The sequence below is a fragment of the Nocardioides sp. BGA-UO-ETr-FS32 genome (assembly GCF_059567905.1).
This window is the reverse complement of record NZ_JCAQOX010000016.1, coordinates 135,252-160,202: the sequence shown is the minus strand read 5'-3', so window position 1 is coordinate 160,202 and position 24,951 is coordinate 135,252. Positions and strand designations below refer to the sequence as shown.

Genomic DNA, 24,951 nt, shown 5'->3' with positions numbered 1-24,951 from the left:
CGGAAGGTCAGATGAGGCCGGCCGCGGCCAGGCCGGTGCGGAGCGCCGCGACCTCGTCGTCGTCGAGGGCGACGAGCGGGCCGCGGACGCGGCGGTTGTCGAGCACGCCGAGCAGCTCGAGGGCTGCCTTGGCGGTGGTGGCTCCGTAGTTGGGGACGCCCATGACGGCGTCGAACGCCGGGACCAGCGACGTGTGGATCCGCAGTGCCTCGGCGTGGTCGCCGCGCACCCAGGCATCGAGCATCGCCGCCAGCTGGTCACCTGCGGCGTGCCCGACGACGGAGACAAGGCCGACGCCGCCGTAGGCGAGGTAGCCGAGGGTGTTGGCATCGTCGCCGGAGTAGACCGTGTAGCCCATGTCGACCAGCTGGGCCGTGCGGGCCAGGAGACCGGAGGCCTCCTTGACCGACGTCACGTGGTCATAGCGACGCATGGCCTCGTAGGTCTCGAGCTCGATCGTCGTCGCGGTGCGGCCCGGGACGTCGTAGAGCATCACCGGCAGGTCGGTGGCCTCGGCCACGGCGCTGAAGTGGTGGCGCAGGCCCACCTGCCCGGGCTTGTTGTAGTAGGGGCTGACGAGCAGCACGCCGTCGACGCCGGCCTTCTCGGCCTGGCGGGCCAGCTCGACCGAGTGCGCCGTCGCGTTGGTGCCGACGCCGGCGATGACGGTCGCCCGGTCACCGACCGCGTCCTGGACTGCGCGGAGGATCTCGCCGTCCTCGGCGACCGACGTCGTCGGGCTCTCGCCGGTGGTGCCGCTGACGACCACGCCGTCGTTGCCGTGGTCCACGAGGTGCACGGCGATCCGCGCCGTCGCCTCGAGGTCGACGCTGCCATCCTCGTGGAACGCTGTGGCCATCGCGGTGAGCAGCCGGCCGAACGGGACGTCGACACTCACGCGCGTACTCGCTTCGCTCCGCTCACTCATGGGCGAAGGTTATCGCCCCCGCTGCCCGCGGTCGTCGGCGGCGAGCCGTACGCGGTGTCGGTGCCCCGGCCCATACTGGGCGCCATGGCCTACGACGAGGTGCTGGCACTGCGGATCCGCGACCTGCTCGACGGCGAGCCGGGGGTGACGTCGAAGAAGATGTTCGGCGGGCTCGGCTTCATGGTCGAGGGCCACATGGCGGTCGCGGCAGCGAGCAACGGGGCCCTGATGGTGCGCGCCGATCCGACCGACTGCGCGGAGTGGGCCGACGGCGAGGCGGTCAATCCGATGGAGATGCGGGGTCGACCGATGGCAGGGTGGCTGCTGGTGGACTCCGCAGCCGTGGCCGACGACGACCGGCTCGGCATGTGGGTCGACCGCGGGGTGCGCTTCGTCCGCACCCTCCCACCCAAGCCGTCGTCACCCTGACCCAGGAGATCCGTGCCCGCCCTCGACCTCCCCGCCTGGCTCACACCTGCCCAACGAGAGACGATCGAGGCGCTGGCCGTGCGCAACGACGCGACCCACGGCGACGACCTGCTCGGCCTCGTCCTCAGCGGATCGGCGGCCCGCGACTGCGCCACCGGGCTCTCCGACCTCGACGTCATGGTCGTGCTCACCGACCGGGCCGCTGCTGACCGCTCGACCGCGAAGTCCCCCGAGGTCGACGAGATCGTCGAGGCCTGGTCCGACGTCACGACGGTCGCACCGTTCGGCACCGAGTACTGGTGGTACCGCTGGTCCTACGCGTGGGCTCCGGTCCTGCTCGACCGCACGGACGGCGAGCTCGCCGACGCCGTACGCCGTCAGGCCACGCTGTCGCCCGACGAGGCCGACGCCGTGCTGATCGACCACGACCGGCTCGACGGCTGGGTCAACTTCGCCTACCGCGCCCTCAAGAACGACCGCGACAGCCGTGCGGTCGAGGCCCGGCTCGACGCGGCCGAGTCCGTGCCGTGGCTGCTCGACGTGGTCTTCGCGATGGCCGGACGGGTCCGCCCCTACAACAAGTACCTGCCCTGGGAGCTGCGCGAGCACCCGCTCGAGGGCTGGGGGGCAGACGACCTGCTCGGACTGGTGCAGCGCACGCTCGACGGCGACGCGTCCGCCGTGCGGGAGACCTTCGCCCGCGTCCGCGCCGCCTGCACGGCGTACGACGCGGTGCGCGGGCACACGCGCACCACCGACATGGTCGACGGGTGGGGTCGCGACCTGGCGATCTTCGACCGGCCCGGGAGCTAGCGCACCCGCCCGTTCAGCGGTCGGTGGAGGATTCGAGGATCGCCGGGAGCACGTGGTGCTCGAGCATCGGGGCCAGGTCGTCGGGGTGGTCGCGCAGCGGCGTCCAGCGGACCTCGGCGATCTCGCCGGACGCGACCGGCTCCTCGTCCGACTCCACCCGGAACACCGTCGAGTGCAGGGTGTGGCCGGGCTCGTTGGCCGCCTCGGAGTGGAACTCGCCGATCAGGGTCGCGGACTCGATGCGCAGCCCGACCTCCTCGTACGTCTCGCGCAGCGCCGCGTCACGCGCGGACTCCCCCGGCTCCAGCTTGCCGCCGACCAGCATGAAGCGCTGCGTCCCGCGCTTGCGGACCGTCAGCACGTGCCCGTCGCGGACCAGGGCGACCGCCGCGACCACGATGTGCCTGTCGTCGTCCGTGCCCGGTGTCTCCACGGGACGACTGTGGCACGGCGCCCGGGGCTGCCCCACGGTGGGCCGACCGAGGCGCTCAGCCCAGCGCCCGGCGTACGGCCTCGAGCGCGTCGGCGTCGGTGACGCCGAGGGACCGCACCGTGCCGGCGTACGACGCGGCGGCCTCGCGCAGCGAACGGGACACGCCGCGTCCGGAGACGAAGGTGCCCGCCCGTCCGCGCGTCTCGACGACCCCGAGCGCCTCGAGCTCCTTGTAGGCCCGGGCGACGGTGTTGGCGGCGAGGTCGAGCTCCGCGGCCAGCGTGCGCACCGGCGGCAACCGGTGGCCCGGCTCGAGCACGCCGCTGTCGACCTGGGACCGGATCCCGTCGCGTACCTGCTCGAAGGGCGGCACGCCCGAGGCGGGATCGACCGAGAGCCTCACGCCGCCGGGTCCATCCGCTCGAGCCAGACCCGCTCGTAGCCGTCGAAGCTTTCCCGGGCGGTCTCGACCCACTCCCCTGCGGGGAACTGCGGGTAGTGCACGTCGCCCTCCGGCTCGAGGTCGACCTCGGTCAGCACCTGGTGGGTTGCCCAGGGCAGCAGCGCGGCGTAGACCTCGCCGCCGCCCGCCACCATCAGGTCACCCGGCTGGGACGCGGCGAGCGCGAGCGCGTCCTCGACGGTGTGCGCGACCAGTACGCCGTCGTGGGTCCAGCCCGCGTGGCGGGTGAGCACGATGGTCGTACGCCCCGGCAGGGGGCGGCCGATCGACTCGAACGTGGTGCGCCCCATCAGCAGCGTGTGCCCCCAGGTCAGCTCCTTGAACTGGGCCTGCTCGCCCGGGAGCCGCCACGGGATGTCCGGGCCGTTGCCGATGACGCGGTTGCGGGCGTGCGCGGCGACGAGCACCACCCGCTGGTCGGGACGGGTCATGCACCACTCCTAGACGGCGATGGGCGCCTTGATGCCCGGGTGGGGGTCGTAGCCCTCGACGGCGATGTCCTCGAGGTCGAAGCCGTCGATCTCGGTGACGTCGGGGTTGAGCACCAGCCTCGGCAGCGGGCGCGGGTCACGCGAGAGCTGGAGCCGGGCCTGCTCGACGTGGTTGAGGTAGAGGTGGGCGTCGCCCATGGTGTGCACGAACTCCCCCACCTCGAGGCCGGTCACCTGGGCGACCATGTGCGTCAGCAGCGCGTAGGACGCGATGTTGAACGGCACGCCCAGGAAGGTGTCGGCCGAGCGCTGGTAGAGCTGGCAGCTCAAGCGACCGTCTGCGACGTAGAACTGGAAGAGCGTGTGGCACGGCGGCAGCGCCATGTCGTCGACGTCGGCGACGTTCCACGCCGAGACGATGTGGCGCCGCGAGTCGGGGTTGGTCCGGATGCCCTCGACCAGGCGGGCGACCTGGTCGACGTGGCGCCCGTCCGGGGTGGGCCAGGAGCGCCACTGGTAGCCGTAGACGGGGCCGAGGTCGCCGTTGTCGTCGGCCCACTCGTCCCAGATCGTGATGCCGCGGTCCTGGAGCCACTTGACGTTGGTGTCGCCGCGCAGGAACCACAGCAGCTCACCGAAGACCGAGCGCGTGTGCACCTTCTTCGTGGTCACCAGCGGGAAGCCCTCGGACAGGTCGAAGCGCATCTGGTGGCCGAAGACGCTCAGCGTCCCGGTGCCGGTGCGGTCGGTCTTCTCCACGCCCTCGTCGAGGATCCGCTGGAGCAGGTCGAGGTAGGCGCGCACGGGACGACTCTACGACCTCGGCACCCGCGCCTCGGCGACGACGCACTCGACGGCGAAGGCGAACTCGTCCCCGGTCCGGAGGTCGTCGTACGCCGTGCGCAGGCGGGCCTGCACGTCCGTGGACTGGGCACCCCACAGGACGCCGAAGTTGCCGACCGAGGTGAGCCCGGCCCACAGGTCGGCGGGCGTGACCCGCCACGTCCACGACGCGGTGCCGGCGTGCGTCACGGCCAGGCCGGCCTCACGGAGCACCCCCGCGAGGCCGTGGGGCGTGCGCTCGAAGTCGCGATCGGCCGGCAGTCGCGGCGACGGCGGGCGCGCGGCTTCCGCCGCATCGAGGAGGGCGTTCCACATGGTCGCCTGCGGTGGCGGGGTGCTCCCCCAGATCGAGGCGCGCACGAAGCCGCCCGGCGCGCCGACCCGCGCGAGCTCCCGCGCACCGGCCCGTGGGTCGTCGACGTGGTTGAGCACGAAGCTGGCGACCACGGCGTCGAAGCCGTCGTCGGCGAAGGGCAGGTCGGGGAGCCCGGCGACCACCACCTCCTGGCCGAGCCGCGAACCGGCGAGATCGGCCATCTCGGGATCGGGCTCCACGGCGACGACCTCGTGGGCCGCCTCGCGCGCGGCCTCGGCCAGCGCGCCCGGGCCGCACCCCACGTCGAGCAGCCGGCTGCCGCGCGGCAGGCCGGCGACCAGGGTCGGGATCGCGCCCGCGCACAACCCGGCGAAGCTCCGCGCGTACGCCCGAGCCACACCCGTCCACAACGCCTCAGCCACGGCGAGGAGGCTAGTGCCCGGAGGATCGCGCGAACACCGAGGCAGGCACATGGCCGATATCGCCCGGCCGGGCGGACGAGCAGACATACTGACGCCGTGAGAGGCGACGTGCGCCCGGACAACACGGTCACCGTGGTGATCCCGACGTACAACCGCGCCCACTGCGTCGGCCGCGCGATCATGAGCGTGCTCGAGCAGTCGACGCCGCCACACGAGGTGCTGGTGATCGACGACGGGTCGACGGACGACACCGAGTCGGTGGTCGACGCCATCGCCCACTCGGCCGTCCGCTACGTGCGCAAGGACAACGCCGGGGTGAGCTCGGCCCGGAACCTCGGCATCGCTCTCGCCACCGGCCACTGGGTCGCGTTCTTGGACTCCGACGATGCGTGGCGGCCCACGAAACTGGAGCGGCAGCTGCAGTGCTTGGCGATGACCGGGAGTGAGGTGTGCTTCACCGGTGCCGTCTGCCAAGACGACGTTCGGCGCGACGGCATCGCCGACCTGGACCCCGACCTGCCCGTGGACGCATGTCGAAGTTACCCCACGCCGGTGGAGTTCATGACGCGGTCCACGGACCACCCCTTCGTGCAGTCGTTGCTGGTCCGTCGCGAGCTGCTCGAGGAGGTGGGCGGGTTCGACGAACGCTTGGTGGTCGGTGAGGACACGGCATTGTTCTACGACCTCGTGAGCACCTACGACATCGCCCTGGTCAACACCGCGCTGGTCGATCTCACCCGTGAGCGGGTCGGTGCGGGGCTGAGCAACGTGGTCGAGGCGCGGGCGGCAGCCGCGCGCTTCGACTGCTACATCCGCGTTCAGGCCAAGGCGCTCGCACACATCAGCGCGCACACCGCCGCCGGTCCTGCCGAGAGCGCCCAGGCGATGCGCGTGGTCCGGCGCCGGCTCGCCTACTTCTTCAGTCGCCGGTCTGAGATCGCACACGCCTCCGGCGACCATGTCTTGGGGCGGCGCCTCGCGCTGGAGGCGCTGAGCCTCGCCGGGGACACGCGCACCATGGCGCGCAGCCTGGTGCTGGCCCACGGCTATCGCTGGGTGCTTTCTCGACTGACCGCCCGGTGGCCGAGCTCCTGAGGCTTCGCGACCGATCAGCGCAACCGGATGGTGCCCGCACCCCCGACGACCGTCACCGGCGCATCGCACGACGACACCGTGCGACAGACCAGCACGGCGCGCCGACCCGACTCGGACTGCCGGACCGCGTCCAGCGCCCCGTCGCGGCGCGAGGAGTCGATGAGGTGGGCCCAGCCACCGTCGGCGAGGGGCACGCTCTGCACCAGCACGTCGTACCTCCCGAGGCCGGACACCGGGGGTGGGCTCGGCAGGGTGTCGAGGTCGCGGGGCGCCTCGTCGGTCGGCTCGACATCGCCCTCGGCACCGACCCGGACGACCTCGCCCGAGCGGAGCCGGACCACGGCACCCGAACCGTCGACGACGAACGCGTCCACCCCGGGCAGATCGACGACCACGTCCTCGAGGTGCAGCTCCCCCTCGGCGTACCAGACCACCGGCAGCGGGTTGGCCTCCTCACGGACCTCGGGCGGCGACGGCTGTGCGGCCCACCAGGCCCAGCCGGCCGCCAGCACCGCGGCGAGCGCTGCGCCGGCGAGCCCGCGCTTCACTCCCCGGCGGCGTCGGGCCGCGCGCAGCCGTTCGGCCTCCGCCAGCCATGCCTCCGGCCCGTCGCGCGGGTCGCGGGGGCGTACTGCGTGCGGCGCCGGCTCCCCCGGTCGCGCGGGCAGCCCTGCCCGCTCACGCACCTCGGACCAAAGCACGACGTCGACCTGCTCCTCGCGGACGCGGCGGTCCCATCCGCGCCGGCTGGCCAGGAGCACCTCGGCCACCACGAGGCGCGCGTCGTCGGCCGCCAGGCCGTCGTCCTCGAGACCTCCGACGAGGTCGGGCCACCGCGCGTCGACGTAGCGCGCGAAGTCGGACTGGTCGACCACCTGCACCGCCTCCTTCGACCCGTCCTTCGGAGCCGCCGCGGGCGACGGATGGGCTCAGGCGCTGAGCGACATCGGCCCGTAGACCTGACGGTCGTGCTCGAACAGCGTCACCGCGGCGACCCCGTGCTCGGCCAGCTCGGCCCAGATCTCCCCCACCCACGACTCGGCGTCGCCCTGCGAGGAGAAGCGCTGGTCGGAGTGACCGGCCACCTCGACCGGCTCGCCGGCGGCGTCCTCGAGGCGCCACCACCACGGCCGCTCGGCGGCCGAGGGCTGGCGGAAGGTCGGGGGCTGGCCGGGCAGCACGTCAGGACTCCTTGACCGAGGTGTCGACGAAGGGCGGCTTGACCAGCTGGAAGATCTCGCGCCGTCCGCGCACGTCGACGCCCACCTGCGCGTCCTCGGCGACCATGGTCGGGATCAGCGCGAGCCCGATGCCCTTCCTGAGGGTCGGCGAGAAGGTGCCGGAGGTGATGTCGGCGAGGGGTACGTCGTGGGTGAGCGTGACGCCCATGCCGGGGCGTGGGATGCCGCGCCCGACGGCGACGAGCCCGCGCAACCGGCGGCGGGGGCCCTCCTCCTTGACCCGCAGCACCGCGTCGCGGCCCCAGAAGGCGTCCTTCTTCCAGCCGACCGCCCACGAGAGTCCGGCCTCGACCGGGTTGGTGTCGAGGCTGATGTCCTGCCCGTGCAGCGGGTAGCCCATCTCGGTGCGGAGGGTGTCGCGCGCGCCCAGGCCGCACGCGGCGATGCCCCACTCCTCCCCCGCGGCCATCAGCCGGTCCCACAGCTCACCGGCCGCGTCGTTGGCCACGACCAGCTCGTAGCCGCGCTCGCCGGTGTAGCCGGTGCGGCACACCACGACACCCACCGTGTCCGAGCCCACCGCGAGGTCGGCCTCGACGAAGGACATGTACTCGTGGCCGCTCGGCAGGCCCACCTTGTCGAGCACGTCGTCGGAGCGGGTGCCCTGCACCGCCAGCACGGCGTAGTCGTCGTGGTGGTCGACGACCTTCACGCCCTCGGGAGCCTCGGCCTGCAGGCGGCGTACGACCTCCGCGGTGTTGGCGGCGTTGGGGATGAGCAGCACGTGCTCGTCGTCGTGCCAGTAGGCGATGAGGTCGTCGACGATGCCGCCCGACTCGTCGAGGCAGAGGGTGTACTGGGCCTTGCCCGGACGGATCTTGGCGAGGTCGTTGGACAGCGTCGCGTTGACGAAGTCGACGGCACCGGGACCTGACACCATCGCCTTGCCGAGATGGCTGACGTCGAAGACGCCGACCGACTCGCGCACGGCCGTGTGCTCCTTGACGACGCCGGTCGCGTACTCCAGCGGCATCGACCACCCGCCGAACTCGGCGAACTTCGCGCCGAGGGCCTCGTGACGGTCGTGGAGGGGCGACTTCTTCAGCGATCCGGCCATGTCGCGCAACCTACCGCAGCGTGCCTCGCGTCCGGATCCACCTCTCGACTCCCCTAGCATGCCCGGGTGACCTCGTACTCGCTGCGCAGCGCCAGCCCCGCCAAGACCCGAGCCGACGCCGTCGTCGTGGGAGTCGTCGCCGGCCCGAAGGGACCGAGCCTGTGCGACGCGGCCGGGGACGTCAGCGCCGCCTACGGCCGCCGCCTGCGCCCGTTCCTGTCCACCCTGGGCGTCACCGGCAAGGCCGGCGAGGCGGTCAAGGCGCCGACCCGCGACGAGGTCAACGCTCCCCTGCTGGTCTTCGTCGGCCTCGGCGAGGACCCGACGGACCCGATCGCCGTACGCCGCGCCGCGGGCGTCGCGGCCCGCAGCGTGCCCAACGCCGCCTCGGTCGCCCTCGCACTGCCGGGCGAGACGCCCGAGCTGGTCGCCGCCGTCGTCGAGGGCCACCGCCTCGGCGGCTACACCTTCACCGCCTACAAGTCGACGAAGGCCGAGACCACCGAGCCGACCGACGTCGTCGTCCTCAGCACCATCGCGCGCAAGGCGGAGGCGGTCGCCGCTCTCGAGCGCGCGGAGGTCCTCGCCGACGCCGTCGCGCTGACCCGCGACTGGGTCAACACCCCGCCCCGGGACTGCACTCCCCCGCTGCTGGCCGACCTGGTGACAGCCGCGCACAAGGAGGTCACCAAGGGCCGCGGCGCCCCCCAGGTGACGCTGGAGGTCTTCGACCACGAGCAGCTCGCCGAGATGGGCTGTGGCGGCATCCTGAGCGTCGGCGACTCCTCGGCCGCCCCCTCGCGGCTGGTCAAGCTGACCTGGGCGCCCCAGGACGCCGTCACCCACCTCGCCCTGGTCGGCAAGGGCGTCACCTTCGACTCCGGCGGCCTGACCATCAAGCCGTCCTCCAGCATGACCAACATGAAGGGCGACATGGCCGGCGCCGCCAGCGTCGTCGCCGCGACCCTCGCGATCGCACGCCTCGGCCTGCCGGTCCGGGTCACCGCCTTCGCGCCGATGGCCGAGAACATGGTCTCCGCCACCTCGACCCGGCCCGGCGACGTGATCACGATGCACAACGGCACCACCGTCGAGATCGCCAACACCGACGCCGAGGGCCGGATGCTGCTCGGGGACGCGCTCTCGCTGGCCGTGCTCGAGGAGCCGGACGTCGTGGTCGACATCGCCACCCTCACCGGCCACATGCAGCTCGCCCTCGGCGACAAGGTCGGCGCCGTGATGGGCACCGACGACCAGGTGCCCGCGGTCCTCGCGGCCGGCGCGGCCGCCGGCGAGCAGCACTGGCGGATGCCGATCCCCGAGGAGATGAAGGAGCGCATCACCAGCTCCAAGGTCGCCGACCTGCTCCAGCACGACTGGGTCCGCTGGGGCGGCGGCCTCTACGCCGCGGCGTTCCTGCGCGAGTTCACCGGCGGGCTGCCGTGGGCCCACCTCGACATCGCCGGCAAGGAGATGAACCTCGGCGGCCCGTACGGCCACGTCCCCTCCGGCGCGACCGGGTTCGGCGTCACCACGCTCGTGGAGTACGCCCGCGCCCTGTCGGAGGCCTAGATCCCCTCGGCCTTCCTGCGCCGGTTGTAGTCGCGCATCCGCTGCGGCACACCGACGACCGCCGCGTCGTACGACGGCACGCGGTGGCGGTTGGCGAACTCGTGCGCCCACTTCACGCTCGGCACCCGGCGGCGCGTCCACTCGCCGTCGTGCGCGACGAGCAGGATGGTCACGTCGCTGACCGCGGTGCGCGGCTCGACGAACCCCTCGACCCCCTGCCGGGTCCGCACGAAGTTCTCCAGGTGGCGCACGTCCTCACCGTCGGAGGCGCGTACGCGTGTCGAGCCGGTGCGGGTGGCGTCCCGCGCCGGAGCACTGGTGCGCGCCTTGCGGCGGAATCGGTCGAACATGCCCATGACGGACATTCTGCCCAGACGATCCCCATCACGCTCGTCGTCCGAGCAGTTCGGCTCGGGTTCGGCTCGGGTTCGGCCCCACCCGACCCGGTGTGGACAGGCGCGCGTTTGGTGCAAAGATGGACGCGCCCGTGATCGTCGGGCGAGTCGAGCGTGTGGAGGGAATCAGTGGCGGACGGTGAGTTCGACGTCCTCGTACTCGGGGCTGGTTCAGGCGGGTACGCCTGCGCCCTGCGAGCGGCCCAGCTGGGCCTGAGCGTCGGCCTGGTGGAGAAGGGCAACCTCGGCGGCACCTGCCTCCACGTGGGCTGCATCCCGACCAAGGCCCTGCTCCACGCCGCGGAGGTCGCCGACTCGGCTCGCGACGCCGCGCAGTTCGGCGTGACAGCCTCCCTCGACGGCATCGACATGGCCGGCGTCAACGCCTACAAGGACAAGGTCGTCGACCGGCTCTTCAAGGGCCTCACCGGCCTCATCAAGTCCCGCGGCATCACGGTGATCCAGGGCGCCGGCGTCCTCACCGGCCCCCGCGAGGTCACGGTCGACGGCACCGCCTACACCGGCAAGGCCGTGGTGCTCGCCTCGGGCTCCTACAGCAAGTCGCTGCCGGGCCTCGAGGTCGACGGCGACAAGGTCATCACCTCCGAGCACGCGCTGCGCCTCGACCGCGTGCCCGCCTCCGCGATCGTGCTCGGCGGCGGCGTCATCGGCTGCGAGTTCGCCAGCGTGTGGAGGTCCTTCGGCGCCGACGTGACGATCGTCGAGGCCCTCCCGCGGCTCGTCGCCGCCGAGGACGAGGCGTCGTCCAAGGCTTTCGAGCGTGCCTTCCGCAAGCGCAAGATCTCGTTCCGCACCGGCACGCCCTTCCAGAGCGTGAAGACCACCGACTCCGGCGTCGCCGTCACCGTCGAGGGCGGCGACGTGATCGAGGCCGAGGTGCTCCTCGTCGCCGTCGGCCGCGGCCCGGCCACCGACGGCCTCGGCTATGCCGAGCAGGGCGTCGAGATGGACCGCGGCTTCGTCCTCACCGACGACCGGTGCCGCACCAACGTCGAGGGTGTGTACGCCGTGGGCGACATCGTGCCCGGCCTCCAGCTCGCCCACCGCGGCTTCCAGCAGGGCATCTTCGTGGCCGAGGAGATCGCGGGTCTCGACCCGCGCCCGATCGACGAGTCGGGCATCCCGCGGGTGACCTACTCCCACCCCGAGATCGCCTCCGTCGGCCTCGACGAGGCGCAGGCCCGCGAGCTGCACGGCGACGCGGTCACCACGATCACCTACGACCTCGGCGGCAACGGCAAGAGCCAGATCCTCCAAACCCAGGGCTTCGTCAAGCTCGTCGGCCTGGTCGACGGGCCGGTGCTCGGCGTCCACATGGTGGGCGATCGGGTCGGCGAGCTCATCGGCGAGGCGCAGCTGATCTACAACTGGGAGGCACACGCCGACGACGTCGCGCCGCTCGTGCACGCCCACCCCACCCAGAACGAAGCGCTCGGGGAGGCCCACCTGGCCCTCGCCGGGAAGCCTCTCCACGCACACTCCTGACACCCAACCAACGCGAGCGAAGGAACCACATTGGCCTCCGAAGTCACCCTCCCCGCACTCGGCGAGTCCGTCACCGAGGGCACCGTCACCCGCTGGCTGAAGCAGGTCGGTGACACGGTTGCCGTCGACGAGCCGCTGCTGGAGGTCTCCACCGACAAGGTCGACACCGAGATCCCGTCCCCGGTCGCGGGGACGCTGCTCGAGATCAAGGCCAACGAGGACGACACCGTCGAGGTGGGCGCGGTCCTGGCCGTGGTCGGCGAGGAGGGCGAGTCCGCGGGCGACGCCTCCGAGGCCGCCGAGCCCGAGGCCCAGCCCAAGGACGAGCAGGAGTCGGAGAAGAAGGCCGAGCAGGAGGAGCAGGTCGCCGAGGACACCGGCGAGCTCCCCGCCGGCGACGAGACCCCCGAGTCCGAGAAGGAAGACGCCCCCGCGCAGTCCGAGCCCGCCGCCGAGCAGGCCGCGTCCGGCGGCTCGTCGGACAGGTCGTCCGGGTCTGGCGGCTCGGGTGGCTCGGGTGGCGGGTCCGGCACGGCTGTCACGCTGCCCGCGCTGGGCGAGTCGGTCACCGAGGGCACCGTCACGCGCTGGCTCAAGCAGGTCGGCGACGAGGTCGCCGTCGACGAGCCGCTGCTGGAGGTCTCCACCGACAAGGTCGACACCGAGATCCCCTCCCCCGTCGCCGGGACCCTGCTGGAGATCAAGGCCGAGGAGGACGAGACCGTCGAGGTCGGGGCCGAGCTGGCGATCATCGGCTCCGGCGACGCCGCCCCGGCGCAGTCGGAGGAGAAGTCCGAGCCGGAGCCGGAGGCCAAGGCCGAGCCGGAGCCGGAGCCCGAGCCCGAGCCGGAGCCCGAGCCGGAGCCGGAGCCCGAGGCCAAGGAGGCGCCGAAGCAGGAGGCGCCGAAGCAGGACGCGCCGGCTCCGTCGCCCCAGGCTCCCGCGGCCGACGGCGCCTCCGAGGGTGGCCGCGACCAGACGGCGTACGTCACTCCGCTGGTGCGCAAGATGGCCGACCAGCACGGTGTGGACCTCGGCTCGGTGCAGGGCACCGGCGTCGGTGGCCGCATCCGCAAGCAGGACGTCCTCGACGCGGCTGCCGCCGCCCAGGAGGCCGCCTCCGCTCCCGCCGCCGGCCCGGCAGCCGCACCCGCCGCGGCCGGCGCTCCCCCGGCTGCGGCCGCTCCGACGTCGGCCTCGCCGTCGCCGCTGCGGGGCACCACCGAGCCGCTCTCGCGCCTGCGCAAGGTCATCGCCTCGCGCATGGTCGAGTCACTGCAGCAGTCCGCGCAGCTGACGCAGGTCATGGAGGTCGACGTCACGGCGATCGCCCGCCTGCGCGAGGCGTCGAAGGCCGACTTCCTGGCGCGGGAGGGCGTGAAGCTCACCTACCTGCCCTTCTTCGCCAAGGCCGCCATCGACTCGCTCAAGCTGCACCCCAAGCTCAACGCGGCGATCGACACCGACAAGGGCGAGGTGACCTACTTCGACCGCGAGAACATCGCGTTCGCCGTGGACACCGAGAAGGGCTTGCTGACCCCGGTCGTCAAGGAGGCGGGCGACCTCTCGATCGCCGGCCTGGCCAAGAAGATCGCCGACGTGGCCGAGCGCACCCGCACCAACAAGATCACCCCGGACGAGCTGTCCGGCGGCACCTTCACGATCACCAACCTGGGCAGCTTCGGCGCCCTGTTCGACACCCCGATCATCAACAAGCCGCAGGTCGCGATCCTCGGTCCCGGTGCGGTCGTCAAGCGGCCCGTCGTGATCGACGACCCCAACCTGGGCGAGACGATCGCGGTGCGCCACATGGTCCACCTGTCGCTGACCTACGACCACCGCCTGGTCGACGGCGCCGACGCCGGTCGGTTCCTCCAGGAGGTCAAGAAGCGCCTCGAGGCAGGACAGTTCGAGGTCTGACGACTTCTGGTCGACGCCCCGTCCGCACCCGCGGGCGGGGCGTCGTCGTACGTCCGGGCGGTCCCGCGGTCGCGTCCACCCTCTTCTCCTCCACCCTCTTCCACAGGCCCCCCGGACCCCGCCCGATAGTCCGCTGCGAAAAGCCGCTCCCACCTGCCCCGGCACCGGCCGTTCGCAGCGGACTATGCATGGGGCGGGGCGGGTGCTGTGGACGGAAAACCACAGGCGCGATGTCGGTCCCGACACGTAACGTCTGGTGCTTGTGACGGTGACCGAGATCCAGACGCACACGGCACCGGCGACCACGTCCGCGACCGACGGGTTGCCGGCCGGTCGGGTGCCCGTCGACTGGCGCCGCGTACGCCGTCCGCTGACCTATCTCTGCTTCTCGATGTCGCTGCTCGGTGCCGTCGCAGCATCGCTCGGCTCGATGGTCGCCGGCCGCCTCGCCGAGGACCCCACGCAGGGCCTGCTGACCCTGCTGGCGCTGTGCGTGGTGGGCGGCGCGGTCATCGACACCGTCGCCAAGACCGTCTGGGCCACCATCTGCGACCGGGCCGAGGGCCAGCTGCGATCCGACCTGCTCGACGCCGCGATGGCCCAGCCCCTGGCCGAGCTGTCCGAGCAGGCCGTCGGCGAGGTCCTCGACCGCATCGACGACGACACCTGGGAGGTCGGCCAGCTGATGCGGTGGGGCGTGTGGCAGGCCGCGCGCACGCTCCTGGCCTCGGGCCCGCTGTGGGTGGTCGCGTCGCTGACGTGGTGGCCGGCCGCGTTCCTGTTCCCGCTGACCGCGGTGATCACCTACCTCGTCGTACGCCGCCTGCTGCCGCAGGTCGCGCAGAAGAAGGTCGTCGAGGAGGCCGCCTGGACCGACCACGCCGCCTCCACCGAGGAGGGCGTCGCCGCGCGTGACGACCTGCGCACCTCGCTGGGCCAGGCCCACGTGCTGCGGCGCAACGCCCACCTGGCCTCCGTCGTCCACCGCACCCTCGACGCGGTCCTCGCCGTCGAGGTCCGCATCACGCGGCGCAGCGGCGGGCTCCTGCACGGTGCGCTCGCAGCCGTCGGGGTCGTCGGTGTCGCGCTGGTCCTCTCGGGTGACCTGACGACCGCCCGCCTCGTGACCCTCTTCCTCGTCACGACGATGTTCGTCGGCGGCGTGGACATGCTGGCCCGCCACCTGCCCGACCTCCAGGAGGGCTTCGGCGCGGTCCTGCGGCTGCGCGGCATGCTCGCCTCGCCCGCCGAGCCGACCGGCGGCCTGCCGGTGCCCGACGGCCCGCTCGACGTGGAGTTCCGCCACCTGGAGTTCAGCTACGGCACCGGCACCTTCGCGCTGCGCGACGTCGACCTCCTGCTCGCCGCCGGCCACACCTGCGCCCTGGTCGGTCGCACCGGCTCCGGCAAGTCCACCCTGGCCTCGCTGCTGTCCCGCGCGGTCGAGCCGCCGCGCGGCACCGTCTTCCTGGGCGGGGTCGACGTGCTCGACCTCGACCTGCAGGCGCTGCGCTCAGCCGTGGGCGTGGTCACCCAGCGCACCGAGGTCCTCGCCGGCACCCTCGCCGACAACATCACGCTCTTCGACGACGTCCCGCGCAGCATCGTCGAGGCAGCCGTGGCCGAGCTCGGCCTGACCAGCTGGGTGGCCGGCCTGCCCGACGGCCTCGACACCGTCCTGGGCCCCGGCGGCACCAGCCTGTCGGCGGGCGAGGAGCAGCTCGTCGCCTTCGCGCGCCTGCTCGTGCGGGACGTGAGCGTCGTGGTGCTCGACGAGGCCACCGCGCGGATGGACCCGGTGACCGAGGCCCGCGTGGTGCGGGCCGCCGACCGCCTGATCTCCGGGCGCACCGGCATCCTCGTCGCGCACCGTCTCTCCACCACCGAGCGTGCCGAGCAGGTCGCGGTGCTCGAGTCGGGGCGCGTGGTCCAGCAAGGTCCGCGTGGGCGCCTCGCCGCTGAGGCCGGGCGGTTCCGCGAGCTGCTCGAGGCCGCGGCCCACGAGGCGGTCGTCGAGGAGCACCACCACGACGACTCCTCGATCGGGTCCGTGCGTCGCAGCACCACTCCCCCAGCGCCGCCCGAGCTCGCGCCGACGCCGAGCCTGGCGCGCCAGGTGCTCCACACCATCAGCATCCAGCCCCAGTGGGGCCTGCTGGGTGCGGCGCTGTTCCTGCTCGCCTCCCTCACCGGCGCGTTCGGCGCCGTCACCGGCTGGGTGTGGGGACTCATCGTCACCGACCTCCAGGCCGGCGAGCAGCCGGGGCTGCTCCTCGTGGCCCTGGTGGGGTCGCTGGTCATCGGCCCGTTCCTGCTGGCCCAGGCGTTCCGCACCTACCCCCACTGGTGGGTCGAGGTACGCCTGCGCGTGCGCGCCGCGGTGCTGCACGGGCAGACCTCCCAGCGCCGGCTGCTGCGCACCCCGCCGGGCGAGGTGGTCGCGCGCACCATGGACGCCGACCGGCTCGCGCGCTACACCGACCGCTGGGTCGACTTCGTCAACGGCCTCCTCGTCGCGCTGACGACCGCGCTCATCGCCCAGACCTGGGTGGCCGGCGCCGTGCTGCTGACCGTCATGGTGGCCTCGGCGCTCGCCTCGACGCTCGGGCGGCGCGTGGCAGGCCGGTCCGCGGCAGCCGCCTCGACCGCGCGCGCCACGTTCGGGCAGTCGCTGGTCTCGGCCCTGGAGTCGGTGCGCACCGTCAAGCTGGCCGCCGCGACCCCGCAGGTGCACCGGCACCTGCGCGAGGTCGACGGCGGCCGGGTGGACGCCGCGGTGCGCGAGCACCGCGTGCAGGCCCTGCTCGACGGCGTACCCGTCGTGATGGTCCAGTGCGGCGTCGTCGCCGCCTGGGGTGGCCTGCTCACCGGCCAGTGGGAGCTCGCCACCGCGCTGCTCGTCGCCAACGCGGTGAGCGGCTTCGACTGGTTCGGCCGCGTCGCCGGGTCCGTGGTGACCGAGGCGCCCGGCACCCGCGCCTGGATGAACGCCACCAGCGAGCTGGCCGGCGGTGGCGACCTGATGGACCTGCCGACCGGCATGGACCTCGTCCACGGCACCGGTCCCGAGCCGCCCGCGCCGCACCGCGAGCCGCTGCGCACGCTCTCGGTCCGCGGGCTCGACGCCGTCCACGACGACGGCACCCTCGGCGTCCAGGGCGTCGACCTCGACGTGCAGGCCGGCGAGCTTGTCCTGCTGCTGGGTCAGGTCGGCTCCGGCAAGTCCAGCCTGCTCGGCGCGCTGGCGGGCCTCGTGGGCAGCACCGGCGACATCTTCTGGAACGACCGCCGCGTCGACGACCCGCAGACCACGCTCCGCCCCGGCCGGGTGGCCCACGTCGCCCAGGTGCCGCGGGTGCTGTCGGGCACTTTCACCGGCAACGTCGCGCTCGACCACGGGGACCGGGCCGTCATGCCGGCCCTCGAGGCCGCACGCATGGGCCGGGACGTGTCGGAGGCGGGTGGCCCCGACGCGCTCGTCGGTCACCGCGGCGTACGCCTCTCCGGCGGGCAGGTGCAGCGCCTCGCGCTCGCCCGCGCGCTGGCGACGCAGGCCGACGTGCTGCTCGCCGACGACGTCTCCTCCGCGCTCGACGCGGCCACCGAGATCGAGCTCTGGGAAGCCCTGCGGGCGCGCGGCACCGCCGTCGTCGGCGCCACGAGCAAGGCCGCGGCGCTCGCCCGGGCCGACCGCGTCGTGGTGCTCGACTCAGGCCGCGTGGTCGACGAGGGCCCGTGGCACGAGCTGTCGGCCCGCTGGGCCCACCTGGCGGGCTGACCCGGCGCCGAACCGCTGCGGTCGGCTTTGGCCGCATGGTTGGGTGGTGGCATGCGCGTCGTCATCGCCGGTGCCTCGGGCTTCCTCGGCACCCACCTGTCCGACCACCTGCGGGTGCACGGGCACGAGGTGGTGGCGCTGGTCCGGCGCGAAGCCAGCGGCCCTCGGGAGTCACAGTGGGACCCCTACGCGGGGGCGCTCGACCAGGCGGTGGTCGAGCGCGCGGACGTGGTCGTCAACCTCGCCGGGTCACCCCTGTTCGGCAACCCACACTCCGCTCGCTACCGCCGCGAGCTCATGGACAGCCGGGTCGTGACGACCCGCGTGCTGGCCGAGGCAGTGGCCTCGAGCGAGAGGCGACCGGCGTTCCTGGCCAACAACGGCACCTCCTTCTACGGCGATCACGGAGCCGACCTGCTGACCGAGGAGTCGGACAGCCGCGGCGACGCGCTCCTCACCCGGGTCACGCGCGAGTGGCAGGCCGCGGCTCAGCCCGCCCTGGACGCCGGGGCCCGCGTCTGCGTGCTCCGCACGGCCCCGGTGCTGGACCGCGCCTCGCTGACCCTGCGACTGCTGAGGGTCCTGTTCAAGTCAGGCATGGCCGCACGCCTGTCGAACGGCCAGCAGTACTTCCCGATCATCTCCCTGCGCGACTGGGTCGGCGCCGCTACCTACCTGGCCGAGTCGCACGACGTCTCGGGGGTGTTCAACCTGTGCTGCCCGGTGACGCCCACCAACCGTGAGTTCACCGACACCCTCGCCCACGCGCTCCACCGGCCGTCCTTCCTGGCCGCGCCGGCACCGGTGCTGCGGCTCGCGGCAGGGCAGATGGCGGCGGAGCTGCTCAACTCCGTCAACGTGCGCCCAGCCGCGCTGGAGCGCGCCGGCTACGACTTCGAGGACGAGGACGTGCGCGAGGTGCTGGCCGCCGCGCTCTCCTGATCGCGCGCCTCCGCCACCACCCACGTCGCCCGCTGACGCACCAGCACCACGCGCCGGGTCGAGGCGCGGTCGGCCGGCAGCGCGACCGGCGCCGCGCCGCCCACCGCCGATCCGCCGACGACGCGGTCGGTGACGACCAGCACCAGCCGTCGTGGCGACTGCTCGACGACGCGGAGGCCGAGCACCTGCGTGGTCAGGCCCTCGACCCGCAGGCCGCGACCGGCGTACGCCCGCAGCAGTCGCACGTCGGCCGCACCGCTGCGCGACCCCGGGGCGTACAGGTCCGCCAGGGCGACCGCGTCACCCCGCGCCCAGACGTCCGCGCGGCGCTCGTCCCACGCTGCGAGGACGGCGGCCGGTCCGTGGGCAGGGCGAGCGGATGCAGCGACGGGCGCCTCCGGCAGGCGTACCTCGGCTCGCCCCGTGCCGTCCGGCCTGCCGTGGCCGACGACGAGCGTCGCCACGACGAGGGCGCAGGCGACCGCGGTGAGGACGGGGAGCAGGCGTCGCGGGTCCATCACCCCAGCGTGGTCGATCCGCGCGAACGCTGCAGGCGTCATCCACAGGCACCGCCCGCCGGCACCGGCCGAGGCGGCGGCGTACGCTCGGAGCCATGTCTCTCGACCAGGACGTGACGCACCCGCTGGACTTCGAGGTCGCCGGGCTCGGCGCCGAGGCTGTCGACTACCTGGCCGCGTGGGACGTCCAGCGACGGGTGCACGCGGAGGTCGTCGCGGGTGACCGGCCCGACACGGTGCTCCTGCTCGAGCACCCGCCCGTCTTCACCGCCGGCAAGCGCACCGACCCGCACGAGCGGCCGCTCGACCCGGGAGGCGCGGACGTCATCGACGTCGACCGCGGCGGCAAGATCACCTTCCACGGCCCCGGCCAGCTCGTCGGCTACCCGATCGTGCAGCTGCCCGACCACGTCAAGGTCGTCGACTACGTACGCCGGGTCGAGGAGGCACTGATCGCGGTGTGCGCCGACCTCGGCGTGACCACGGCCCGCATCCCCGGCCGCAGCGGCGTGTGGCTGCGCGAGGACGAGCGGGGCCCCGAGCGCAAGGTCGCCGCGATCGGCATCCGCGTGAGCCGGGGCGTGACCATGCACGGCTTCGCCCTCAACTGCGACGTCGACCTCGGCTGGTACGACCGGTTCGTGCCGTGCGGCATCGCCGACGCCGGCGTCACGTCCCTGAGCCAGGAGCTCGGCCGCGACGTCACCGTCGCCGACGTGCTGCCGGGCGTACGGCGCCACCTCGCGGCGTACCTCGCCTGGCAGCCCTACGACGCCACCCCCGACTACGAGCCGCGACCCGAGCCCGGCCGCGGTCCGCGCATCGAGCTCGTCCGCCCCGGAGCCTGACCCGCGACCTTCGGCGCAGCTCGGCGAGTCCGAGCGCACCGCGGGCCGTTGCCTGCCAGTCTTCCCCCACACACGCACACCGGGGGGATGCATGGCCGAGATGGTCATCGAGACACGCGCGCTGCGCAAGGAGTTCACGGGGCGGCGCGGCACCCGCGTCGCGGTGGCCGACCTGGACCTCGCGGTGCCGCGGGGCGGCGTGCACGGGTTCCTCGGACCCAACGGGTCGGGGAAGACGACGACCATCCGGATGCTGCTCGGCCTCGCCACGCCCACCGCGGGGACGATGTCCCTCTTCGGCACCCCGGTGCCGCAGCGGCTCACCGAGGTGATCGGCCGCGTCGGTGCGGTCGTGGAGTCGCCCAAGTTCTCCCCCACGTTCTCCGCCCGGCAGAACCTGCTCCTGCTCGCCGGCTCCGTCGGGGTCGGCAGGGACGTCGTCGGCGAGGCGCTGGTGCGGGTCGGGCTGGGCGAGCGGGCCGAGGACCGCTACAGGTCCTACTCCCTCGGCATGAAGCAGCGCCTGGCGATCGCGGCGACCCTGCTCAAGTCGCCCGACCTGCTGATCCTCGACGAGCCGACCAACGGCCTGGACCCCGCCGGCATCCGGGAGATCCGCGAGCTGATCCGCGACCTCGGCGACGCGGGCGTGACGGTGCTGCTGAGCTCCCACATCCTCGCCGAGGTGCAGCAGGTGTGCACCAGCGCGACCATCATCGGCAACGGTCGGATGCTGACGTCGGGCAGGGTCGAGGACCTGCTCGGACGTACGTCGTACCGGCTGCGCGTCGGCGACCCGGCCGCGGCCCGCACCGCCCTGGAGACCGCCGGGATGACCGTCCGGCAGGACGCACGGTCGCTGGACGTCGTCACCGACGAGCCCGGGGACCGGATCACGCGCGTCCTCGCCGAGGCGGGCCTCTACCTGTCCGAGCTCACGCCGGTCCGCGCCGACCTCGAGACGATCTTCCTCGAGCTCACCGACGGCGACCGGATGGGCGTCACGCCGTCGCCGGAGGAGGTCCGATGAGGCTGCTGAAGGTCGAGCTGACCCGGCTGCGCTGGCGACGCGCGGTCGTCGTGCTGCTGGTCGCCTGCCTCGCCCTGCCCCTGGTCCTGCTCGCCGGCTACGCCTGGGAGACGCGTCCCATCAGCGACGCGGACATCGCGCAGGCGAAGGAGCTGGCCGCCCGGGACGCCGACCAGCCCTGGGTCGCCCAGGAGGTCGCCGCCTGCGAGGCCGACCCGGAGATGTACCTCGGACCGGACGGGGTCGCGACCGACTGCACGGAGGCGATCACCCCCCGCTACGAGAACTACCTCTACCGGAGCGAGCTGGAGCTCACCGCGCTCCGCACCGACGTGGGCGCGGCCGCCATCACCATCCTGACCGGGCTGCTGATGCTGATCGGCACGACGTACGCAGGCCACGACTGGAACACCGGGTCGATGAGCAACCAGCTGCTGTTCGAGCCGAGACGGCTGCGCCTGTGGCTCGCCAAGGGTGCCGCCGTGCTGCTGACCGGCGTCCTGGTCGGCGCGGTCGTGCTGGGGATCTTCTGGGGCGGCGCGGCGCTCATCGCGTCCAGCCGCGACATCACGGCCGCCCCGGGGGTCTGGCGCGAGGTCTGGGAGACCCAGGCGCGGGGGGTCCTCGCCATCGGCGTGGGCGGCCTGCTCGGCTACGCCCTCACGATGCTGTTCCGCAGCACGGTGGCGACGTTGTCCCTGATGTTCGGCGTCGCGATCGCGGGATCCCTGGTGGTCGTCGCCATCCTCGGCGACAGCGCCGCGCGCTGGTTGCTCCCCACCAACTTCCTGGCCTTCGTGCTCGGCGGGTTCTCCTACTACGACCCGACCGCCTGCACCCAGTCACCCGACGGGTCGGTGACCGGGAGCTGTGAGCGGGTGCTGCCCGCCGTCGACGGGGGGATCGTCCTCGGGGTGCTCGTCGTGGTGGCGGTGGGGCTGTCGCTGTGGGCGACCCGGCGTCGCGACGTGCCCTGACCAGCACCGGTGGGCGAGTTGGGGAGCCCGACACGCCGTCGTAGAGTGGCGGGCGTGACGACCGCTCCCGCACCCGAAGGACGCAAGCTCCTCCGCCTCGAGGCCCGCAACGCCGAGACCCCGATCGAGCGCAAGCCGGAGTGGATCAAGACCAAGGCCAAGATGGGCCCTGAGTACACCGCGCTGCAGAACCTCGTGAAGTCCGAGGGCCTCCACACCGTCTGCCAGTCCGCCGGCTGCCCCAACATCTTCGAGTGCTGGGAGGACCGCGAGGCCACGTTCCTCATCGGCGGCGACCAGTGCACCCGTCGCTGCGACTTCTGCCAGATCGACACCGGCAAGCCGCAGCCGCTCGACCGCGACGAGCCGCGTCGCGTCGCGGAGTCGGTGCAGCGCATGGAGCTCAAGTACGCCACGATCACCGGCGTCGCCCGCGACGACCTGCCCGACGGCGGCGCCTGGCTGTACGCCGAGACGGTCCGCGCGATCCACGAGCTCAACCCCGACACGGGCGTCGAGAACCTGATTCCCGACTTCAACGGCAAGCCCGACCTGCTCCAGGAGGTCTTCGAGTCCCGTCCCGAGGTGCTGGCGCACAACGTGGAGACGGTGCCGCGGATCTTCAAGCGGATCCGTCCGGCGTTCCGTTACGACCGCTCCCTCGACGTGATCACCCAGGCCCGCGACTTCGGGCTGGTGACCAAGTCCAACCTCATCCTCGGCATGGGCGAGACCCGCGAGGAGGTCTCCCAGGCGCTGCGTGACCTCCACGCGGCCGGCTGCGAGCTGATCACCATCACCCAGTACCTCCGCCCCTCCCCGCGCCACCACCCCGTCGAGCGGTGGGTCAAGCCCGAGGAGTTCGTCGAGCTCAAGGCCGAGGCCGACGAGATCGGCTTCGCCGGCGCCCTGTCCGGCCCGCTGGTCCGCTCGTCCTACCGCGCCGGACGGCTGTACGGTCAGGCCATGGACGCGCGCGCCGCCGCGACCGCCTGACCTGCACCACTCCCCATCTGTCGAAGCACCCGTTGAACCCCTGACCGGACAAGGCCACCTCATGTCGACCGCCGCCACCACGCCCAGCTCGCGCCGCGGGCAGATCATGCAGACCTACCAGATGGCCAAGCGCAGCGACCCGCGCATCGGCCTCATCGTGATGGGCGTCTTCGTGCTCGGCGCGGCCCTCGGCTTCGCCCTCATGTGGGTGCTGCCCGGTGACGGCCTGATCGGCTGGATCATCTCGGTCGTCGGCGCGCTGATGATCGGCCTGCTGTTCGCGCTGCTGGTCTTCGGTCGCCGCGCCCAGCGCGCGGCGTACACCCAGATGGAAGGCCAGCCCGCGGCCGCCGCCGGTGCGCTGCAGATGCTGCGTCGCGGCTGGAAGGTCGACCCGGTCGTCGGCTTCACCAAGCAGCAGGACGTCGTGCACCGCGTCGTCGGCCCGCCCGGCATCGTCCTGGTCGGCGAGGGCTCGAGCCCCACCCGGGTCAAGCAGCTGCTCACGACCGAGCGCAAGAAGCACGAGCGCGTCGCCCACGAGGTCCCGATCCACGAGGTCGTGTGCGGTCGCGGCGACGGCGAGGTGCCGCTGCCCAAGCTGGTGCGCCACGTGCAGAAGCTCGGCCGCAACGTGAAGCCCGCCGAGATGACCGACATCCTCATGCGGCTCAAGGCGCTCGACGCCCAGCGCGGCAAGCTGCCGCTGCCCAAGGGCCCGATCCCGACCTCGATGAAGGGCATGCGCTCGCAGCAGCGCGGGCGCTGACGACTAGAGCGTCACGGTACGCGTACCCGCGGCGACGTCGTGCAGCCCGCGACCGTCGAAGGTCAGCAGCGGCGGGACGAGCAGGGCGACGAGCACGGAGCGTACGAGCGCCCGCAGCAGCGACACCGGCTGGCCGGCGTCGTCGCGGCGTACGACGCGGAGCCGGGTGGCGAGCTTGCCGAACGAGCCTCCCACCACCGCGGTGAACAGCGCCGACTCGACGACGAAGAGCGCCAGGGTGCCGAGCCCGTTGGGGTTGCCGGCGAGCACACCGGCCGCGACGAGCCCCTCGACGACGGCCAGGCAGGCCACCCAGTCGACGAACAGGGCCAGGATGCGGCGGCCCCAGGCCGCTGGCGTCAGCTCGGCGGGAGCGTACGTCGGGTCGGTGTGCGGCACGCGCCCAGCGTAGGCGCAGGGCGGCAACGCGCCGGGCGACGGTCAGGAGGCCTCGCTGCCGACCGGCTCGGCGCCCGCGGGCTCGACGACCGCGATGGGCGTGCCCCAGCTGGTGTAGTCGATGCGCACCTCGTCGGAGTCGTTCGTGCCGGTGTACTCCATCCGCACGGGCAGTGACTCCTCGTCGATCCAGAGGTCCACGACGAGCGCGTCGTCCACGGCGACCTCGCGGTGCACCGAGTGCTCGGGCAGGGCGTCGAGCCACGTGGCGGAGTCGACGGTGACGACGTAGTGGGTCGAGGCGACGCCGGACATCTCCTCGGCGCCCTCGTTCTCGACCTTGTCGACCGCGTCGACGAGCGCGTCGTACTCCCCCGGCACGTCGAGGGCGAGCAGGACGGGCGAGGCACCGGCGTCGAAGCCCTTCTCGTCACCGAGCGCGCGGGGGTCGTCGTCGGCCATGTAGGTCCAGGTGTCGCCGGTGGCCTCGCCCCCGACGTACACGCGGCCGTCGACGCGCCGGAACTCCAAGAACTCCCCGGCCTCGTCGCCGGTCATCGCGCGGAACTCGTCCTTGTCGCCCCAGGCGAGGTCGATCTGGACCTCGCCGCGACCACGGTGGTCGCCGATGCCGAGGTGGACGTAGTCCTCCGCGTCCACCGCCTTCGCGACGGCGGGCATCAGCGTCGCGAGGCCGTACGAGCTGCTGTCGGGCGAGTCGTCCTCGCCACCGCCGTCACCCCCGCAGGCCGCGAGCAGCACGCCCGCCGAGATCGCCACGCCCCACCGTTGCACCGTCTGCCCCCGAGCCATGCCTGACCGTAGCCCCG

26 protein-coding genes are annotated in these 24,951 nt (G+C 72.9%); 13 read left to right on the top strand and 13 right to left on the bottom strand.

Translation table 11 applies throughout. The features are described from left to right. Positions 1–7 precede the first annotated feature (7 nt). Positions 8–898, bottom strand: a complete 891-nt coding sequence (dapA, locus tag AC57BS_RS18410; protein WP_496412901.1) for a 4-hydroxy-tetrahydrodipicolinate synthase — start codon at positions 896–898, stop codon at positions 8–10. Between the two features lie 114 nt (positions 899–1,012). Between dapA and AC57BS_RS18405 the strand changes: the two genes are divergently transcribed. After that, on the top strand, positions 1,013–1,357 hold the full coding sequence (locus AC57BS_RS18405) for a TfoX/Sxy family protein (RefSeq protein WP_496412900.1): 345 nt from the start codon (positions 1,013–1,015) through the stop codon (positions 1,355–1,357). A 12-nt stretch (positions 1,358–1,369) separates the two neighbouring features. Next, positions 1,370–2,170, top strand: coding sequence for a nucleotidyltransferase domain-containing protein (locus tag AC57BS_RS18400; RefSeq protein WP_496412899.1), 801 nt, complete (start codon positions 1,370–1,372; stop codon positions 2,168–2,170). A 13-nt stretch (positions 2,171–2,183) separates the two neighbouring features. Here AC57BS_RS18400 and AC57BS_RS18395 read toward each other — a convergent pair whose 3' ends face one another. Genes AC57BS_RS18395 through AC57BS_RS18375 form a run of 5 tightly spaced genes read right to left on the bottom strand, consistent with a single transcriptional unit; the run spans position 2,184 to position 5,078 of the window. Then, on the bottom strand, positions 2,184–2,603 hold the full coding sequence (locus AC57BS_RS18395; protein WP_496412898.1) for an NUDIX hydrolase: 420 nt from the start codon (positions 2,601–2,603) through the stop codon (positions 2,184–2,186). Positions 2,604–2,658: 55 nt separating this feature from the next. Continuing rightward, positions 2,659–3,006, bottom strand: a complete 348-nt coding sequence (locus tag AC57BS_RS18390; protein ID WP_496412897.1) for a GntR family transcriptional regulator — start codon at positions 3,004–3,006, stop codon at positions 2,659–2,661. Next, the gene (locus tag AC57BS_RS18385; protein ID WP_496412896.1) at positions 3,003–3,497 is read right to left on the bottom strand and encodes a dihydrofolate reductase; all 495 of its coding nucleotides are present in this window, start codon (positions 3,495–3,497) and stop codon (positions 3,003–3,005) included. The genes AC57BS_RS18390 and AC57BS_RS18385 overlap by 4 nt, the downstream gene beginning before the upstream one ends. Before the next feature lie 9 nt (positions 3,498–3,506). Then, positions 3,507–4,301: a thymidylate synthase gene (locus AC57BS_RS18380; RefSeq protein ID WP_496412895.1), complete on the bottom strand. Its 795-nt coding sequence runs from the start codon at positions 4,299–4,301 to the stop codon at positions 3,507–3,509. A 9-nt stretch (positions 4,302–4,310) separates the two neighbouring features. Then, a complete protein-coding gene (locus tag AC57BS_RS18375) occupies positions 4,311–5,078 on the bottom strand; it encodes a class I SAM-dependent methyltransferase (RefSeq protein WP_496412894.1) in 768 nt (255 codons plus the stop codon). Positions 5,079–5,174: 96 nt separating this feature from the next. Between AC57BS_RS18375 and AC57BS_RS18370 the strand changes: the two genes are divergently transcribed. Next, positions 5,175–6,173, top strand: coding sequence for a glycosyltransferase family 2 protein (locus tag AC57BS_RS18370; RefSeq protein ID WP_496412893.1), 999 nt, complete (start codon positions 5,175–5,177; stop codon positions 6,171–6,173). A gap of 14 nt (positions 6,174–6,187) precedes the next feature. Here the strand turns inward: AC57BS_RS18370 and AC57BS_RS18365 are convergent, their stop codons facing one another. The 3 genes from AC57BS_RS18365 to gcvT are packed head-to-tail and all read right to left on the bottom strand — an operon-like array spanning position 6,188 to position 8,471. Beyond that, complete coding sequence (locus tag AC57BS_RS18365) at positions 6,188–7,048, bottom strand: hypothetical protein (RefSeq protein WP_496412892.1); 861 nt, start codon at positions 7,046–7,048, stop codon at positions 6,188–6,190. A gap of 54 nt (positions 7,049–7,102) precedes the next feature. Further along, complete coding sequence (locus tag AC57BS_RS18360; RefSeq protein WP_496412891.1) at positions 7,103–7,354, bottom strand: hypothetical protein; 252 nt, start codon at positions 7,352–7,354, stop codon at positions 7,103–7,105. Position 7,355: 1 nt separating this feature from the next. Beyond that, the gene (gcvT, locus tag AC57BS_RS18355) at positions 7,356–8,471 is read right to left on the bottom strand and encodes a glycine cleavage system aminomethyltransferase GcvT (RefSeq protein ID WP_496412890.1); all 1,116 of its coding nucleotides are present in this window, start codon (positions 8,469–8,471) and stop codon (positions 7,356–7,358) included. 66 nt (positions 8,472–8,537) lie between these two features. Here gcvT and AC57BS_RS18350 point away from each other — a divergent pair, with 66 nt between their 5' ends. After that, complete coding sequence (locus tag AC57BS_RS18350; protein ID WP_496412889.1) at positions 8,538–10,043, top strand: leucyl aminopeptidase; 1,506 nt, start codon at positions 8,538–8,540, stop codon at positions 10,041–10,043. Here AC57BS_RS18350 and AC57BS_RS18345 read toward each other — a convergent pair. Continuing rightward, entirely contained in the window at positions 10,040–10,399 is a 360-nt protein-coding gene (locus AC57BS_RS18345) for a hypothetical protein (protein WP_496412888.1), read from the bottom strand. The two genes, AC57BS_RS18350 and AC57BS_RS18345, sit on opposite strands and share 4 nt — an antisense overlap. 168 nt (positions 10,400–10,567) lie before the next feature. On the opposite strand from AC57BS_RS18345, the gene lpdA reads away from it, so the two are divergent. From lpdA to AC57BS_RS18325, 4 genes are all read left to right on the top strand, one after another. Further along, on the top strand, positions 10,568–11,944 hold the full coding sequence (gene lpdA / locus AC57BS_RS18340) for a dihydrolipoyl dehydrogenase (RefSeq protein WP_496412887.1): 1,377 nt from the start codon (positions 10,568–10,570) through the stop codon (positions 11,942–11,944). A gap of 30 nt (positions 11,945–11,974) precedes the next feature. Further along, positions 11,975–13,864: a 2-oxoglutarate dehydrogenase, E2 component, dihydrolipoamide succinyltransferase gene (gene sucB, locus AC57BS_RS18335; RefSeq protein WP_496412886.1), complete on the top strand. Its 1,890-nt coding sequence runs from the start codon at positions 11,975–11,977 to the stop codon at positions 13,862–13,864. A 268-nt stretch (positions 13,865–14,132) separates the two neighbouring features. Further along, on the top strand, positions 14,133–17,642 hold the full coding sequence (locus AC57BS_RS18330; protein WP_496412885.1) for an ATP-binding cassette domain-containing protein: 3,510 nt from the start codon (positions 14,133–14,135) through the stop codon (positions 17,640–17,642). Positions 17,643–17,693: 51 nt separating this feature from the next. Continuing rightward, on the top strand, positions 17,694–18,584 hold the full coding sequence (locus AC57BS_RS18325; RefSeq protein WP_496412884.1) for a TIGR01777 family oxidoreductase: 891 nt from the start codon (positions 17,694–17,696) through the stop codon (positions 18,582–18,584). Here AC57BS_RS18325 and AC57BS_RS18320 read toward each other — a convergent pair. Then, positions 18,530–19,102, bottom strand: coding sequence for a hypothetical protein (locus tag AC57BS_RS18320; RefSeq protein ID WP_496412883.1), 573 nt, complete (start codon positions 19,100–19,102; stop codon positions 18,530–18,532). The genes AC57BS_RS18325 and AC57BS_RS18320 overlap by 55 nt on opposite strands. 95 nt (positions 19,103–19,197) lie before the next feature. On the opposite strand from AC57BS_RS18320, the gene lipB reads away from it, so the two are divergent. The 5 genes from lipB to AC57BS_RS18295 all read left to right on the top strand — a co-directional run bounded on the left by lipB (position 19,198) and on the right by AC57BS_RS18295 (position 23,722). Next, complete coding sequence (lipB, locus tag AC57BS_RS18315) at positions 19,198–19,950, top strand: lipoyl(octanoyl) transferase LipB (protein ID WP_496412882.1); 753 nt, start codon at positions 19,198–19,200, stop codon at positions 19,948–19,950. Positions 19,951–20,041: 91 nt separating this feature from the next. Beyond that, complete coding sequence (locus tag AC57BS_RS18310) at positions 20,042–20,980, top strand: ABC transporter ATP-binding protein (protein ID WP_496412881.1); 939 nt, start codon at positions 20,042–20,044, stop codon at positions 20,978–20,980. Further along, a complete protein-coding gene (locus AC57BS_RS18305) occupies positions 20,977–21,957 on the top strand; it encodes a hypothetical protein (RefSeq protein WP_496412880.1) in 981 nt (326 codons plus the stop codon). Before AC57BS_RS18310 ends, AC57BS_RS18305 begins: the two co-directional genes overlap by 4 nt. Positions 21,958–22,011: 54 nt before the next feature. Then, the gene (gene lipA, locus AC57BS_RS18300) at positions 22,012–22,953 is read left to right on the top strand and encodes a lipoyl synthase (protein WP_496412879.1); all 942 of its coding nucleotides are present in this window, start codon (positions 22,012–22,014) and stop codon (positions 22,951–22,953) included. A gap of 61 nt (positions 22,954–23,014) precedes the next feature. Beyond that, positions 23,015–23,722, top strand: a complete 708-nt coding sequence (locus AC57BS_RS18295) for a DUF4191 domain-containing protein (protein WP_496412878.1) — start codon at positions 23,015–23,017, stop codon at positions 23,720–23,722. Positions 23,723–23,725: 3 nt separating this feature from the next. Here AC57BS_RS18295 and AC57BS_RS18290 read toward each other — a convergent pair whose 3' ends face one another. Together AC57BS_RS18290 and AC57BS_RS18285 are read right to left on the bottom strand one after the other, a co-directional pair. Beyond that, on the bottom strand, positions 23,726–24,121 hold the full coding sequence (locus tag AC57BS_RS18290; RefSeq protein ID WP_496412877.1) for an RDD family protein: 396 nt from the start codon (positions 24,119–24,121) through the stop codon (positions 23,726–23,728). A 42-nt stretch (positions 24,122–24,163) separates the two neighbouring features. After that, on the bottom strand, positions 24,164–24,934 hold the full coding sequence (locus tag AC57BS_RS18285) for an SCO4651 family lipoprotein (RefSeq protein WP_496412876.1): 771 nt from the start codon (positions 24,932–24,934) through the stop codon (positions 24,164–24,166). Between the last annotated feature and the right edge of the window lie 17 nt (positions 24,935–24,951).